Below are 13387 nucleotides of genomic sequence, written 5' to 3' on the forward strand. Positions count from 1 at the left end.
GCATTTTAGCCGATAGCATTCGGTTTGAAAAACCGATGCGCGGAAAAAGAAGACGGGTTTCAGGTAGCCTGCGGGGCTGCCCGAAACCCGCTGCTGTGCAAGCTGTGGCCGGGAATCGGCAAAGAATGCGGTGTGGTTTAGTGGGCTGCCGTCCCGTCGTCATGTACGCAGCCCATGGCCTGCGCCATTTCGTCAAATTGCTGGCTGACGGCGCGGCAGGTGTCGGCATCGGCGGGCAGCAACTCGGCGCGGGTGGCTTCCAGCGATTGTTGCAGCAGGGCGGCACGTTCGGCCGGTGCGCGGGCGAAACAGCGGCGGGCGCGTTGGAAATAGGCTTCGCAAATCGGGTGCATACCGTCGGCGCCGTACACCAGCGGCTCGGCAGGTGCTTCAGGCTCAGCGTAGTGGGTTTCCGTTTCGGATTGGGGCAGCGGGGTGTCGGCGGAGGCGGGCGCGGGCACCGCTTCGGAAACCGTCAACGCAGGCGGTTCGGCGGCAGGAACGGCAGCGGGCGGCGGCTCAAGGGCGGCTGAGGCATGGGAAGCGGCCGCTGCAGAAGCGGCCGTGTCTTCGGCCGAAGGGCCGCAGGCGGCCAGCAGGAGGCAGAACGACAATAAAAAGCGGGAACGGAGTGTCATCGGGTATACGGTCAGGCCGAGGCAGCCGGGATGGGCTACCTGAAAGTCGGGCGGTGGCGGTTTTAGGCGCGGCTATCGAGCGCGGCCAGCAGCTTGGCGTGGATGCCGCCGAAGCCGCCGTTGCTCATCACCAGAATCTGATCGCCCGGCTTGGCATCTGCAACAATGGCGGCCACGAAGGCGTCGAAATCCCGGCCCACATGCAGTTTGTCACCCAGGGGCGCCAGCGCGGCTTCCACATCCCAATCGACATCGCCGGCATAGCAGAAAACCTGGTCGGCCTGGCTCAGGCTCTCGGGCAGGGCGGCTTTCATGGTGCCCAGCTTCATGGTATTGGAACGCGGCTCCAGCACCGCCAAAATGCGCGCGGCGCCCACTTTCTGGCGCAGGCCGGCCACGGTGGTGGCGATGGCGGTGGGGTGGTGGGCGAAATCGTCGTACACGGTAATGCCGCGCACCGTGCCTTTGATTTCCATGCGCCGTTTGACGTTTTTAAAGGCGCCCAAGGCTTCGCAGGCTACCTGAACATCGACGCCGGCATGGCGGGCGGCGGCTACCACCGCCAAGGCGTTCAGGCGGTTGTGTTCGCCGAGCAAATCCCAGGCCACGCGGCCGACCACGCGGCCGTTGAGGCAGACTTCAAAGCCGCCGTTGTCATCGACGGCGCCGATCTGCCAGCCGCCGTCGCCGCCGAATGCGGCCACCGGCGTCCAGCAGCCGCGCGCCAGCGTGTCTTGCAGGGCGGCTTCGCGGCCGTTGCACACCAGCAGGCCTTCGCCGGGCACGGTGCGCACCAGGTGGTGGAACTGGGTTTGGATGGCGTTCAAGTCGGGGAAAATATCGGCGTGGTCGTATTCGAGGTTGTTCAGAATCAGCGTGCGCGGGCGGTAGTGCACGAATTTGGAGCGTTTGTCGAAGAAGGCGGTGTCGTATTCGTCGGCCTCGATCACGAAAAACGGCGAGCGCGAGACCGGGTCTTGGCGCGGCGTTTGCGGCAAACGGGCGGACACGCTGAAGTTTTGCGGCACGCCGCCAATCAGAAAGCCCGGCGCCAGGCCGGCGTATTCCAATACCCAGGCCAGCATGGAGGCGGTGGTGGTTTTGCCGTGGGTGCCGGCTACGCCGAGCACCCAGCGCCCCTGCAACACATGCTCGGCCAGCCATTGCGGGCCGGAAACATAGGGCAGGCCGCGGTTGAGAATGGCCTCCACCACCGGCATGCCGCGTTTGGCCACATTGCCGATCACATACACATCGGCGGCATAATCGGCCAACTGCTCGGCATCAAAGCCCTCGTGCACGGCAATGTCCAAGGCTTCGAGCTGGGTGCTCATCGGCGGATACATTTTGGCGTCGCAGCCGGTAACGCTGAAGCCCGCCTCTTTGGCCAACGCGGCCAGGCCGCCCATAAAGGTGCCGCCGATGCCGATGATGTGGATGTGTTTCATGATCGATGCCCTGCAAACCGGAAAAAACGCATTATAGCGGCATCGCCGCAAAAGCCCTAAGGCTTTGCGGGCGCAGCGCCTGGTGGCGGCCCTCTGATTGGGGAACGCCTTAGCCAAAGCCGCCGAATTGGCTTAAAATACGGCCTTTTTTATCTCCGCCGCCGGCTTTCAGGTAGCCTCAGGCCTTACCCACGGATTTTCCCATGAGCGAACAACACACTCCGCAGACCGACGATGTCCAATTGGACGAAAACCAGATCATCGCCCTGCGCCGCGACAAGCTGCACGAGCTGCGCGGCAAAGGCCCCGCCTTCCCCAACGATTTCCGCCGCGACAGCTTCGCCGGCGATCTGCACACCCAATACGACGCCCTGAGCAAAGACGAGCTCGATCCGCAAGGCATTCCGGTCAAAGTGGCCGGCCGCATGATGCTCAAGCGCGCCATGGGCAAAGCCAGCTTCGCCACCCTGCAGGACATGAGCGGCCAAATCCAGCTCTACATCAACAACCAAGGCGTGGGCGAAGAAGCGCACAACGACTTCAAACACTGGGACATGGGCGACATCGTCGGCGCCGAAGGCACGCTGTTCAAAACCAACCACGGCGAGCTGACCGTGCGCGTGTCTGCCGTCCGCCTGCTCACCAAATCGCTGCGCCCGCTGCCCGACAAACACAAGGGTTTGAGCGATCAGGAAACCAAATACCGCCAACGCTATGTGGACTTGATCGCCAACGAAGCCTCGCGCGATATTTTTGTGAAGCGCAGCCAAATCGTGCAGGCGATTCGGCAATTTATGGTGGACGAACGCTATTTGGAAGTGGAAACCCCGATGATGCACCCGATTCCCGGCGGGGCGGCGGCCAAGCCCTTCATCACCCACCACAACGCGCTCGATATGCCGCTGTATCTGCGCATCGCGCCCGAGCTGTATTTGAAACGGCTGGTGGTGGGCGGCTTGGAGCGCGTGTTCGAAATCAACCGCAATTTCCGCAACGAAGGCATGTCGGTGCGCCACAACCCCGAATTCACCATGATGGAATTCTACGAAGCGTTTGCCGACTACCAACGCATGATGGCGCTCACCGAAAGCATCATCCGCCAAGCCGCCGTGGCCGCCTGCGGCCGCGCCAAAATCGAATACAACGGCCGCGAAGTGGATTTGGAAAGCCCGTTTGAACGCCTCACCATTTTGCAGGCGATCAAAAAATTCAATCCGCACTACACCGACGAGCAGCTCAACGATGCCGAATGGCTGAAGCAGGAAATCGTCAAACACGGCGAAAGCCTGCCGCCCTCGCCCGGCATCGGCAGCCTGCAGCTGGCGCTGTTTGAAGGTTGCGCCGAAAGCAAATTGTGGCAGCCCACCTTCATCATCGATTATCCGGTGGAAGTGTCGCCGCTGGCGCGAGCCTCCGACACCCAGCCCGGCCTCACCGAACGCTTCGAGCTGTTTGTGGTCGGCCGCGAGCTGGCCAACGGCTATTCGGAATTGAACGACCCCGAAGACCAAGCCGCCCGCTTCAAAGCGCAAGTGGCGCAGAAAGACGCCGGCGACGACGAAGCCATGCACTACGACGCCGACTACATCCGCGCCATGGAATACGGTCTGCCGCCCACCGGCGGCTGCGGCATCGGCATCGACCGCTTGGTGATGCTGCTCACCGATGCGCAAACCATCCGTGATGTGGTGCTGTTCCCGCAAATGCGGCCGGAATAAACCGCTCCCTCCGATCAAAAAGGCTACCTGAAAATTTTAGCCACGCAGAAACTCGCGTGGCTGGTTTTCAGGTAGCCTTTTGCTTCTTTCATACATACCTTGATCAATCAACGCCGGCTGCCTGCTTCCACGCCGACGCCGATTTGGCCATAGGCTTCGCTGCGGCTGCCGCTGTCTGCGCCTACGCTACCGCGCACGCCGATGTGGCTGTTGCCGCCGCCGATGCCAACGCCGACACCCACGCCGGCCGAGCAGGCGGCCAAGCCCCATACTGCGGCCAATGCAAGTGCATAAACCGATAATTGCTTACGCATGGCTTACTCCTTTCCGGATTGTTTGTGGTTGTTCATCACCCGCACATAATGCGCGGCGGAATACGGCAGAAACGCACGTTCTTCCTCGGTAAGCGGGCGGACCTGCTTCACCGGCGAGCCGACATACAGGTAGCCGCTCTCCAGCCGTTTGCGCGAAGGCACCAAGCTGCCGGCGCCGATGATCACGTCGTCTTCCACCACCGCGTCATCGAGCACAATGCTGCCCATGCCCACCAGTACGCGGTTGCCGATGGTGCAGCCGTGCAGGGTAACGTGGTGGCCGATGGTGCTGTCTTCGCCGATACTCAGGGGCGAGCCTTCCGGCTTGGCGTCGTTTTTGTGGCTCACGTGCAGCATGGCGTGGTCCTGCACATTGCTGTTGCGGCCGATGCGCATGCTGTTTACGTCGCCGCGCAAGACGGCAAACGGCCACACGGAAACGTTTTCGTCCAGCACCACGTCGCCGACTACCACTGACATGGGGTCGATGTAGCAGGAATCGTGGATTTGCGGAGCGGTATCGAGATAGGGGCGGATATTGGACATGACAAAACAATCGTTAAACGGGTAAAACGGCGGCCAGTATATCGGCAAAGGCTACCTGAAAGCCAGCATGGGGATGTTGGCTGCCATGTGGTTTGAAGGTGTGCCCTAATCCAGCCGCTGCACTGCGCGGGTTTGTTCCCAGGCGGCCAGGCAGGCATCGTATTCGGCGGCGGGCACCGCCAGCAGCAGTCGGCAGTCGAGCTGCAAATCTTGTTCGAGTACCTCGGCCTGATGCTGTTTGGCAATGCGCAGGGCTTCGCTCAAATGCGGGTAGTCGCAGCGCAGGCGTACCGTGCGGCGCACCGCTTTTTCCACCGTTTCGGCCGCCGCCAGCGCTTGGGCGGTGGCGGTTTTGTAGGCGTGGATGAGGCCGGGCACGCCCAACAGCGTGCCGCCGAAATAGCGCACCACCACCACCAGCGTGTCGGTGAGGCCGGCGGAATCGATCTGCCCCAAGATCGGACGACCGGCGCTGCCGGCCGGCTCGCCGTCGTCGTTGGCGCGAAAACGGTTGCCGTCGGTGCCCAGGCGGTAGGCGTAGCACCAGTGGCGGGCTTTGTGGTGCGCCTGGCGCAGGGCTTCGACGTGGGTTTTGACCGTTTCGGCGTCAGCCACCGGGTAGGCGTAGGCGATGAAGCGGCTGCCTTTGTCTTTGAATTCGGCTTCGGCGGGCGCGGCGAGGGTGCGGTAATGGGTGTTCATCATGGTGGCAAAGGGTTTTAGCCGGCAGTAAGGGGCGCTTGGTTTTCAGGTAGCCTGAGGGCGGCGGCGTCTGATTCTGTCAGCCGCGGATGGCGGCCAAGAGGGCATCCACGTGTTCGGGCTGGGTATCGTAGCTGCACATCAGGCGCACCGTGCCCTGTTGGTCCCAGTCGTAAAAGTCGAAGTGGCGGCGGGCGCGGGCCGCGGCATCCGGCGGCAGTTGGGCAAACACGGCGTTGGCTTCCACGGGGTAAAGAATGTTTGCTTCGCCGTTTTGCCGCAAACCTGCGGCCAGCCGTTGCGCCATGCGGTTGGCGTGTTCGGCATTCTGCCGCCACAGGCCGCTTTCGAGCAGCGCAATCAGCTGGGCGGAGATAAAGCGCATTTTGGATGCCAGCTGCAAGTTGATTTTGCGCAGATAGGCCAGGCCGGATACGGCTTCGGGCCGGCAAACCACCAGGCATTCGCCGAACATCAGCCCGTTTTTGGTGCCGCCGAAGGAGAGCAGGTCCACGCCGGCATCGGTACTTAAGGTTTTCAGATCGGTGTCGAGAAAGGCGGCGGCATTGGCCAGACGAGCGCCGTCCATAAACACGGCCATGCCGTGGCGGTGGGCGTAATCGGCAATCGCGCGGATTTCCTCTATTTGGTAGCAGGTGCCGCATTCGGTGCTTTGGCTCAGATACACCGCCAAGGGCTGGGCGCGGTGTTCGTTGCCCCAGCCGTGCGCTTGGCGGGCAATCAGCTCGGGCGTCAGCTTGCCATCGGGCGTGGGCACCGTCCACAGTTTGAGGCCGCCTACCGCTTGCGGTGCGGCGTTCTCGTCTTGATGGATGTGGGCGCTTTCGGCGCACACCACGGCGCCCCAGCGCGGCAGCAGGGCCTGCAGGCCGAGCACATTGGCGCCGGTGCCGTTGAACACCGGCCAGGCTTCGGCCTGTTCGCCGAAGTGCTGCCGGATCAGGGTGTGCAGGTGGGCGGTGTAGGGGTCGTTGCCGTAGGCGGACACATGACCGCCGTTGGCTGCTTCCAGTGCGGCCATGATGTGCGGGTGAACGCCTGCGTAGTTGTCGGAAGCAAAGGAGAGGGTGTCTTGCGCGTGCAGAAGGGGAAAGGACATGGTTCAGGTAGCCCGGAAAATTCGCAGAGGCGCATTGTAACGCCCGAAGGCCGGACAAAACCACCGGCGGCGGCAGAGAAGGCCGCCGACAGGGCGGCAGGCTGCGCAAACCAATTGCTATTTTCTTGATCTTGCGCATGGTTTTTCTGCATGATTGCGGTTATCTTGTGCAAACGTATTGATGCTCTAGCATCTGTGGGTAGCAAAGCGGCGTGGTGGGTGAAGCGGTTTTTCGCGGCAAAACCGTGTATTCTGGGCGGCAATGTGCGCAAGACTGGCCACTTTGCCAGCATGGACAAGGCAGCAGATGCGGCTTGAGACCTTTGCAAAACCCCCATCTGCGGCGCATTTCTGCGTTGTGTGCTGCTCGCTCGCTTGCCTATCTATATGATATGTCTGTCCCACAGGGATTCCTGGCGTTCACGTTCGCTGCGCTGCTACGCCTTGAACTGCATCCACATCTGAGGGTTTTGCAAAGGTCTCGGCTTGTGAAGCGGATCGCGAGACAAAGTTGCGAAGTGAACATTCCGCTCCGGCACGCAATGTCAGCAGCGCCGGTGCACGCCGGAACCAGAGGAGGAAACGCCGTGTGGACCCATCTCGATACCGCCCGTCTGCCGCCGGAGGATAAAGCCCGAGCCTGGCGGGACGGCATCATCCAAGCTTATTACACACTGAATGTGGAAATCGCCGATGTCCGCCGTTTCAAGGGCTACCTGAGCCGTTTGGCCGCCGGCGATGTGGAGCTGTCGTATCTGCAAAATACGGCGGTGCGTTATGTGCGCGGCGGTGTGCCCAAGCAAACCGATGAGGATGCGTTTTTACTGGCGCTGCCACTGAACGGCCCGATCCGCTACACCTGCGAAGAGCGTGCTTCTGAAGTGCGGCCCGGCTGTTTTTTGCTGCAACACAGCCTGTTGCCCTACACCTTTGCCTGCCCGCAGCCGGTGCACATGTGGGTGGTGAAAATCGACGGCCCACGCCTGCGCAGCCTGTGTCGGCGGCCGGAAGGTTTGTGTCGGGAAGCGCAGCAGGCGCAAACGGCCAAAGCCGAATTTCTCGCCGCTTATCTGCCCTTGGCGTTCCGGCAACTGAAAGCCCATCAGGATGATGCGGCGCAAAGCGGCTTGATTGTGCGCCATTTGGTAGAGCTGGTGGCGCTGCTGCTCAACGAGTCGGCGGCCGCTTTGACGGCACCGGACAATGCTGTGTTGCAGGCACATCTGCTGCGTATCCAGCAGTATGTGCGCGAGCATTTGTCGCAAACCGACCTCACCGCCGCCGCCTGCCGTATTTCGTCCCGCTACCTGCATTTGGTTTTCCGCCACCACGGCCTACGTTTTTCCGCCTGGCTCAAAGAACAGCGCCTGCAACAGGCCTATGCCTTGCTCAGCAGCGGCAGCTATCCGTTTTCCCTGGCTTTCCTGGCCCACCGTTGCGGCTTCGGCAGCACGGCCTATTTCAACAACCAATTCAGGCAGCGTTTCCATATTCGGCCGCAAGATTTGGCCGGCCGCTGATTTTTCGCCCCCACAACTAACAGCCCGATGCCTTTGCACCACCCGTCCTCATCCAGCATCCGAAACTTCAGCCTGAGACCTTTGCAAAACCCTCAGATGTGGATGCAGTTCAAGGCGTAGCAGCGCAGCGAACGTGAACGCCAGGAATCCCTGTGGGACAGACATATCATATAGATAGGCAAGTGAACGAGCAGCACACAACACAGAAATGCGCCGCAGATGGAGGTTTTGCAAAGGTCTCAGGCTACGGTTTCGGATGTTTTCCTTGGTTTTGGCCAAATTCCCCTGCTTTTTAGGCAATCCGCCACCTTTTAGGCAGCAACAGGCACATTAGGGTCTGTTGCCCGCTTTCAGCAGGTTCACCCACATCGCCTTCGGATGGCCTTGTATTCGTACCTTAATTCAGACCCCAATAGGCCGACCGGGCGTAAGGGAATGTACGCTGCGGGATACCGAAGCTTTGTTTCGCCAACTGGCGCACTTTCGACGGTCGGCGGTTCGCCAGTTCTGTTCTCGGTTTAACGACCAGCCTCGCAGTGTGCATTTTGCATGGCCGTCTTCCAGCCTCCGTCTTGCCAATATTGCCTGTTTGCTGCGCTGCCGTCGCCTTTGTCCGCATATGGAGATATTTTGCAAAGGTCTCGGATTGTTTTTTTTAAGGCTCGGCAGTGCGGTTTGAAAGCCATTACGGGCGGGGATGTGCTGTCTAGGTGAGACGCTCAAGACAGGCTATAATCCAACGCGTTCTGTCATCTTTCTGTCATATTTGCCGACAGAACGGCCCGTTCCCACTCTCCCTGTATCGCTATGAAAAAACTGCCTTTAAAAACCTTGTTTTCGCTTGTGTTGCTGGCCGTTTTGGCCGCTTCTTTCTGGTACAGCACCGCTTGGCTGAAGCTCTGCTACGGCTTGGCTTTGTTTTTGTTCGGCATGCAGTGTATTGAGGAGGGCTTGCACAATGCCGCCGGCGGCACCCTGGAGCGTTTGATGGCCAAAAGCACGGCCACGGCGGGCAAGGGTTTGCTGTTCGGCATCGGCGCCACCTTTGTGCTGCAGTCCAGCACCTTGGTGTCTTTGCTCACCATCGCCTTCCTCAGCACGGGCCTGATTACCTTGGCCGGCGGCATTGCGATTATTTTGGGCACCAACCTCGGCGCCACCAGCGGCATCTGGCTGTTGGCGCTGGCCGGACAGAGCATCAGCTTGAGCCCGATAGCGGTGCCGATGCTGGTATTCGGCATTTTGGCCAGTTTTTTCAACAATAAAAGCAAAGCGGTCGGCCGGGTGCTGGTGGGCATTTCGCTGATTTTCTTAGGCATTGATGCGATTAAAGACGGCTTTCAGGCCTTGGGCGGGCAAGTGGATTTTGCGTCGCTGCGTTTCAACGGCGTGGCCGAAATCGCGATTTTCTGCGGCATCGGCCTCTTGCTGACCATTGTGCTGCAGTCTTCGCACGCCACGCTGATTCTGACCTTGGCAGCTTTGGCCGGCGGGCAGATCAGCGTGACACAGGGTTTTGCGATTGCCATCGGCTCGAATGTGGGCAGCAGCGTATCGACCGCATTCGTGGGCATGCTCGGCAGCGACCGCAGCGGCCAGCGTTTGGCTTTGGCACATTTGGCGTTTAACGTGGTGACCGCCGTGCTGTCGTTGATTCTGTGGTGGCCTTTGAGCCGGTTGGTCATCGGTTTGGCCGATTGGACAGGCATGGGCAATCTGCTGCAGCTGGCTTTGTTCCACACGCTGTTTAACGGCTTGGGCTTGGCCGTTTTTTGGAAGCTGCAGCAGCGCTTAGCCGACAAACTGCTGCAATGGCTACCTGAAAAGGCGGAAACCAGCCTGTTGCCGGAAAACAGCACACCGGTGCGGGCACGCTACCTGAACGACAATATGCTGCGTTCGGGCGATACCGCCGTGCGGGCAGTTTTTCAAGAAGTGGGCCACTTGAATACCTTGGGTACAGAGGTGATTTGCCATGTGCTCTTTATTCCGGTGGCGCACCTGTACAAGGAAGAAGAAGAGGAATTGCCGCCGCCCCAAGCGCCACTGCATCTGAACGCTCAGGCGTATTACGAAAGCCAAATCAAACCGCTGTACAGCGAATTGTTGGATTTCACGGGTAAGACCGATATCGAAGGCGACAGCCAGCAGCAACGGTTGGCCACTGCACACGAAGCGGCTTGGCAAATAGTGGAAATCGTCAAAGAGAGCAAACACCTGCAAAAAAATATGCAGCAGTATCTGCAACAACCCGATGCGCCTGTGTTCAAAGACTATCTCCGCCTGCGCAAGCATTTATTCAAAACCCTGCGCCTGTTTCGGGAAATCAACGCCCTCCCCTTGCAGTCGGCGCAGCGCAGTGAGCGCATGGCGCAACTGGAGGCACATACGGCCAGCCTGGAAACATTCCGCGCCCGTGTGTTGGTCAAGCTGCGCAGCGGCAAGCTAGGCGGCTGGCAAACCTCTTCTTTAATGAACGACATCAACTATGCGCGGCGCATCGGGCAGGGCATTGTAGAAATCTTGCAAATTTTGGAAGCGGCGGAACAACAGCGGCAGGCAGTCAGCATCTAGGCCATGTGAGGCGTTTTGCCGACCAACAATCGGTCCGAATACAGCACCGTTTAGGGTGTGCGGCCGTTTGGCTGGCTTAGCGGTTTGGGGACGGTAAAGCCCCGTATGCTAAGCAGAGCGTGCGGCAAGATTGGACACCTTGCGAACATTTCCCTTATCCCGAGCGGGCGACGCCGCAGACGGGGGCGTTTGACCGCAAACAACCACCATTATGCCAACTGACAACACGCCCCAAAACAGCAACATCGGCTTTTGCAGCGAGCGTATTAAGAAACCATCCATACACCGCGACGCTTGCAGAGAAGAAGCAGGGTCTCTATAATCGGCCCCACTTCTTGAGGGAGTAGTCGTCCGGGCTGTTTCAGGTAGCCCGGAGCCCTAATCAACAGATTTGCCCAATCGGGCATGGTTACGGCGTCCCCTGCGGGATTGATGAGACTTAAGACGGCAATGCCCCTTGGCGGGCGGATTTTGCCGTCTTTTTGTTTGATCGCCCGCCAGGTAATGAGTATGGATGCCTTTTTTTCTTCCACCGTGCTGGTAGCCTTAGCCGAAATCGGTGACAAAACCCAATTGCTGGCCTTATTCTTGGCCGCCCGTTTCCGACAAAAATATGCGATCAGTGCCGGCATCTTCGCCGCCACCCTACTAAACCACGCCTTATCCGCTTGGATCGGCGTCTGGCTGGCCGCCCGCTTTTCGCCAACCGCATTGTCTTGGCTGGTGGGGGGGAGCTTTCTTGCGGTTGGTTTATGGCTGCTGCGGCCAGACAAAGACGACAGCCAAGACAGTCCGATGATGAAATACGGTGCGTTTTTTGCCACCTTTATTCTGTTTTTTCTGGCCGAAATCGGCGACAAAACCCAATTGGCCACCGTATTTCTTGCCGCCCGCTATCAGGAAATGTGGGCGGTACTCGTTGGCAGCACCTTAGGCCTGATGTTGGCCAATGTGCCGGTCGTTTATCTAGGGGCCCGCCTGCTCAACCGGATGCCCACTCGAATCGTACGCCTGAGCGCCTGTGCGCTGTTTTGTGCCATGGGGCTGTGGACGGTTTGGCAGAATTATTAGCAGCACACAAAGCAAAAGCCCGAATGCTTAAAGCATTCGGGCTGAATATTTGGGGTGGCTGATGGGATTCGAACCCACGACAACCGGAATCACAATCCGGGACTCTAACCAGCTGAGCTACAGCCACCACATTAAAAACTTTTCGACGCTTGGCACGCCCGACAGGAATCGAACCTGTAACCGCCCGCTTAGAAGGCGGGTGCTCTATCCGGTTGAGCTACGGGCGCTCTACCTTAACTTCCTGTCGCAACCAATATCGGGTTACTTTGGTCGGGGCGGTGGGATTCGAACTCACGACCCTCTGCTCCCAAAGCAGATGCGCTAACCAGGCTGCGCTACGCCCCGACGAGAAGCGGGAATATACCCGCTCCCTACCCAAAGGTCAAGCACTTTGCGCCAAATCGCCCTCACTTTAGCTTAACCCTATGCTTTTTTATTCAAAAACAAGTAAGACTACATTTAAAAAAACCGTGAACAATGTTTCTAAATAAACTGGACTCCATTTCAAGATGAAAAAACCGGCGGAAAATGAGACAATGCCGCCCTTTATTTCAAATACAGGTTTGAGCAAACATGGTCCATTGATGACCTTTGCTTCCTGCCCCTCCCGCGATTTTATTGTTCATTTCAGAGGAAAACCATTTGATGAGCGCCCAGCTGATTGACGGCAAAGCCGTATCCGAACAGCGTTTGCAATATGTTGCCGAGCAAGTGGCCAATCGTCTGGCCAAAGGCCTAAGGGCCCCTTGCTTGGCTGTAGTATTGGTCGGCGACGACCCTGCGAGCGCGGTTTATGTACGTAACAAAAAATTGGCTTGTGAAAAGGTGGCTTTTACGTCACGCAGCCATGAACTGCCTGCCAGCACTACCCAAGAAGCGCTATTGAAACTGATTGATGAATTGAATGCCGATGCAGAGGTTGATGGCATTCTGGTCCAATTGCCCTTGCCCGCACACATAGACAGCCAATCGGTGATTGAGCGCATTCTCCCGCACAAAGATGTGGATGGCTTCCACCCATACAATGTTGGCCGCTTAGCGGTGAAAATGCCATTAATGCGCCCTTGCACCCCCAAAGGCGTCATGACCCTGCTGGACGCCTACGGCATCGACCCCAAAGGCAAAAAAACCGTTATCGTCGGCGCCTCCAATATTGTTGGCCGCCCTCAAGCACTGGAAATGCTTCTGGCCCGAGCCACGGTAACCGTCTGCCATAGTGCGACACAAGATCTGGCTGCCGAAGTAGGGCAAGCAGATATTTTGGTCGTGGGCGTCGGCATCCCGAATTTTATTCACGGCGAATGGATCAAACCGGGAGCAGTAGTGATTGATGTGGGCATTAACCGATTAGATGATGGCCGTTTGTGCGGAGATGTGGCCTTTGAAGCTGCCCGCAAACGTGCTGCCATGATTACACCTGTTCCCGGAGGCGTCGGTCCGATGACCATTGCCACCCTATTAGAAAACACCTTAGATGCCACAATGATGCACGATTGAACTGCTGACAGTTAAAGCAAAGATTATCTGCAGCATTTTTTAGGTAGCCCTGAAGCCTTTACAAAACACTCTTCTCTTCCCACAGCCGAAATCCGAACACAGGATTTCGGCTGTTTTTGACACGTAAAATCCCCCTTATTTTTCCTGACTGCAACCTTTGTAAAATCTGTAAAACAGACAAACCACATGCCAGAAGGCTAGAGCAATTTCGATTTAATTCATTACATACCCAGCTGATT

The 13387-nt window shown here is 58.5% G+C and carries 14 protein-coding genes and 3 tRNA genes; 6 read left to right on the top strand and 11 right to left on the bottom strand.

The window, feature by feature from the left end:
* Positions 1–137: 137 nt before the first annotated feature.
* Both HMPREF9371_RS06640 and mpl read right to left on the bottom strand, forming a co-directional pair.
* On the bottom strand, positions 138–638 hold the full coding sequence (locus tag HMPREF9371_RS06640) for a hypothetical protein (RefSeq protein WP_009119233.1): 501 nt from the start codon (positions 636–638) through the stop codon (positions 138–140).
* Between the two features lie 62 nt (positions 639–700).
* Positions 701–2086: a UDP-N-acetylmuramate:L-alanyl-gamma-D-glutamyl-meso-diaminopimelate ligase gene (gene mpl / locus HMPREF9371_RS06645; RefSeq protein WP_009119234.1), complete on the bottom strand. Its 1386-nt coding sequence runs from the start codon at positions 2084–2086 to the stop codon at positions 701–703.
* 203 nt (positions 2087–2289) lie between these two features.
* On the opposite strand from mpl, the gene lysS reads away from it, so the two are divergent.
* On the top strand, positions 2290–3804 hold the full coding sequence (lysS, locus tag HMPREF9371_RS06650; protein ID WP_009119235.1) for a lysine--tRNA ligase: 1515 nt from the start codon (positions 2290–2292) through the stop codon (positions 3802–3804).
* A 107-nt stretch (positions 3805–3911) separates the two neighbouring features.
* Here lysS and HMPREF9371_RS06655 read toward each other — a convergent pair whose 3' ends face one another.
* The 4 genes from HMPREF9371_RS06655 to HMPREF9371_RS06670 form a co-directional block, all read right to left on the bottom strand.
* Complete coding sequence (locus HMPREF9371_RS06655) at positions 3912–4118, bottom strand: hypothetical protein (protein ID WP_040660305.1); 207 nt, start codon at positions 4116–4118, stop codon at positions 3912–3914.
* 3 nt (positions 4119–4121) lie between these two features.
* The gene (locus HMPREF9371_RS06660; protein ID WP_040660307.1) at positions 4122–4664 is read right to left on the bottom strand and encodes a gamma carbonic anhydrase family protein; all 543 of its coding nucleotides are present in this window, start codon (positions 4662–4664) and stop codon (positions 4122–4124) included.
* A gap of 105 nt (positions 4665–4769) precedes the next feature.
* Positions 4770–5369, bottom strand: coding sequence for an IMPACT family protein (locus HMPREF9371_RS06665; protein WP_009119238.1), 600 nt, complete (start codon positions 5367–5369; stop codon positions 4770–4772).
* A 76-nt stretch (positions 5370–5445) separates the two neighbouring features.
* Positions 5446–6486 (bottom strand): threonine aldolase family protein, encoded by a 1041-nt coding sequence (locus tag HMPREF9371_RS06670; RefSeq protein ID WP_009119239.1) that lies wholly within the window; start codon positions 6484–6486, stop codon positions 5446–5448.
* 150 nt (positions 6487–6636) lie between these two features.
* Between HMPREF9371_RS06670 and HMPREF9371_RS12540 the strand changes: the two genes are divergently transcribed.
* Together HMPREF9371_RS12540 and HMPREF9371_RS06675 are read left to right on the top strand one after the other, a co-directional pair.
* Positions 6637–6804: a hypothetical protein gene (locus HMPREF9371_RS12540; RefSeq protein WP_009119241.1), complete on the top strand. Its 168-nt coding sequence runs from the start codon at positions 6637–6639 to the stop codon at positions 6802–6804.
* Between the two features lie 269 nt (positions 6805–7073).
* Complete coding sequence (locus HMPREF9371_RS06675) at positions 7074–8006, top strand: AraC family transcriptional regulator (protein ID WP_040660309.1); 933 nt, start codon at positions 7074–7076, stop codon at positions 8004–8006.
* Between the two features lie 48 nt (positions 8007–8054).
* On the opposite strand, the gene HMPREF9371_RS13900 is transcribed toward HMPREF9371_RS06675, so the two are convergent.
* On the bottom strand, positions 8055–8240 hold the full coding sequence (locus HMPREF9371_RS13900) for an ATP-dependent exonuclease (RefSeq protein WP_083814026.1): 186 nt from the start codon (positions 8238–8240) through the stop codon (positions 8055–8057).
* Positions 8241–8813: 573 nt separating this feature from the next.
* Between HMPREF9371_RS13900 and HMPREF9371_RS06680 the strand changes: the two genes are divergently transcribed.
* A complete protein-coding gene (locus HMPREF9371_RS06680; RefSeq protein WP_009119245.1) occupies positions 8814–10580 on the top strand; it encodes a Na/Pi cotransporter family protein in 1767 nt (588 codons plus the stop codon).
* A gap of 510 nt (positions 10581–11090) precedes the next feature.
* A complete protein-coding gene (locus HMPREF9371_RS06685; protein ID WP_040660311.1) occupies positions 11091–11651 on the top strand; it encodes a TMEM165/GDT1 family protein in 561 nt (186 codons plus the stop codon).
* Positions 11652–11701: 50 nt separating this feature from the next.
* On the opposite strand, the gene HMPREF9371_RS06690 is transcribed toward HMPREF9371_RS06685, so the two are convergent.
* The 3 genes from HMPREF9371_RS06690 to HMPREF9371_RS06700 all read right to left on the bottom strand — a co-directional run bounded on the left by HMPREF9371_RS06690 (position 11702) and on the right by HMPREF9371_RS06700 (position 11996).
* Positions 11702–11778, bottom strand: a tRNA-His gene (locus tag HMPREF9371_RS06690).
* Positions 11779–11801: 23 nt separating this feature from the next.
* Positions 11802–11878 (bottom strand) — tRNA-Arg (locus HMPREF9371_RS06695).
* A 40-nt stretch (positions 11879–11918) separates the two neighbouring features.
* Positions 11919–11996: transfer RNA gene (locus HMPREF9371_RS06700), tRNA-Pro, on the bottom strand.
* Positions 11997–12296: 300 nt separating this feature from the next.
* Here HMPREF9371_RS06700 and folD point away from each other — a divergent pair.
* Positions 12297–13148: a bifunctional methylenetetrahydrofolate dehydrogenase/methenyltetrahydrofolate cyclohydrolase FolD gene (gene folD / locus HMPREF9371_RS06705; RefSeq protein ID WP_009119248.1), complete on the top strand. Its 852-nt coding sequence runs from the start codon at positions 12297–12299 to the stop codon at positions 13146–13148.
* A 58-nt stretch (positions 13149–13206) separates the two neighbouring features.
* Here folD and HMPREF9371_RS13460 read toward each other — a convergent pair.
* Positions 13207–13387 (bottom strand): hypothetical protein (locus HMPREF9371_RS13460; RefSeq protein ID WP_232203083.1); only part of this gene is annotated, 181 nt, incomplete at its 5' end.

Source organism: Neisseria shayeganii 871 (assembly GCF_000226875.1).
In the GTDB taxonomy this organism is placed as follows: domain Bacteria; phylum Pseudomonadota; class Gammaproteobacteria; order Burkholderiales; family Neisseriaceae; genus Eikenella; species Eikenella shayeganii.

Excerpts from the sequence above, each read along its gene's own strand:
- HMPREF9371_RS06640 (WP_009119233.1), bottom strand. The coding sequence starts at position 638 with ATGACACTCCGTTCCCGCTTTTTATTGTCGTTCTGCCTCCTGCTGGCC.
- HMPREF9371_RS06665 (WP_009119238.1), bottom strand. The coding sequence starts at position 5,369 with ATGATGAACACCCATTACCGCACCCTCGCCGCGCCCGCCGAAGCCGAA.
- HMPREF9371_RS06685 (WP_040660311.1), top strand. The coding sequence starts at position 11,091 with ATGGATGCCTTTTTTTCTTCCACCGTGCTGGTAGCCTTAGCCGAAATC.
- HMPREF9371_RS06680 (WP_009119245.1), top strand. The coding sequence starts at position 8,814 with ATGAAAAAACTGCCTTTAAAAACCTTGTTTTCGCTTGTGTTGCTGGCC.
- lysS (WP_009119235.1), top strand. The coding sequence starts at position 2,290 with ATGAGCGAACAACACACTCCGCAGACCGACGATGTCCAATTGGACGAA.
- mpl (WP_009119234.1), bottom strand. The coding sequence starts at position 2,086 with ATGAAACACATCCACATCATCGGCATCGGCGGCACCTTTATGGGCGGC.
- HMPREF9371_RS06670 (WP_009119239.1), bottom strand. The coding sequence starts at position 6,486 with ATGTCCTTTCCCCTTCTGCACGCGCAAGACACCCTCTCCTTTGCTTCC.
- folD (WP_009119248.1), top strand. The coding sequence starts at position 12,297 with ATGAGCGCCCAGCTGATTGACGGCAAAGCCGTATCCGAACAGCGTTTG.
- HMPREF9371_RS12540 (WP_009119241.1), top strand. The coding sequence starts at position 6,637 with ATGATTGCGGTTATCTTGTGCAAACGTATTGATGCTCTAGCATCTGTG.
- HMPREF9371_RS06655 (WP_040660305.1), bottom strand. The coding sequence starts at position 4,118 with ATGCGTAAGCAATTATCGGTTTATGCACTTGCATTGGCCGCAGTATGG.
- HMPREF9371_RS06660 (WP_040660307.1), bottom strand. The coding sequence starts at position 4,664 with ATGTCCAATATCCGCCCCTATCTCGATACCGCTCCGCAAATCCACGAT.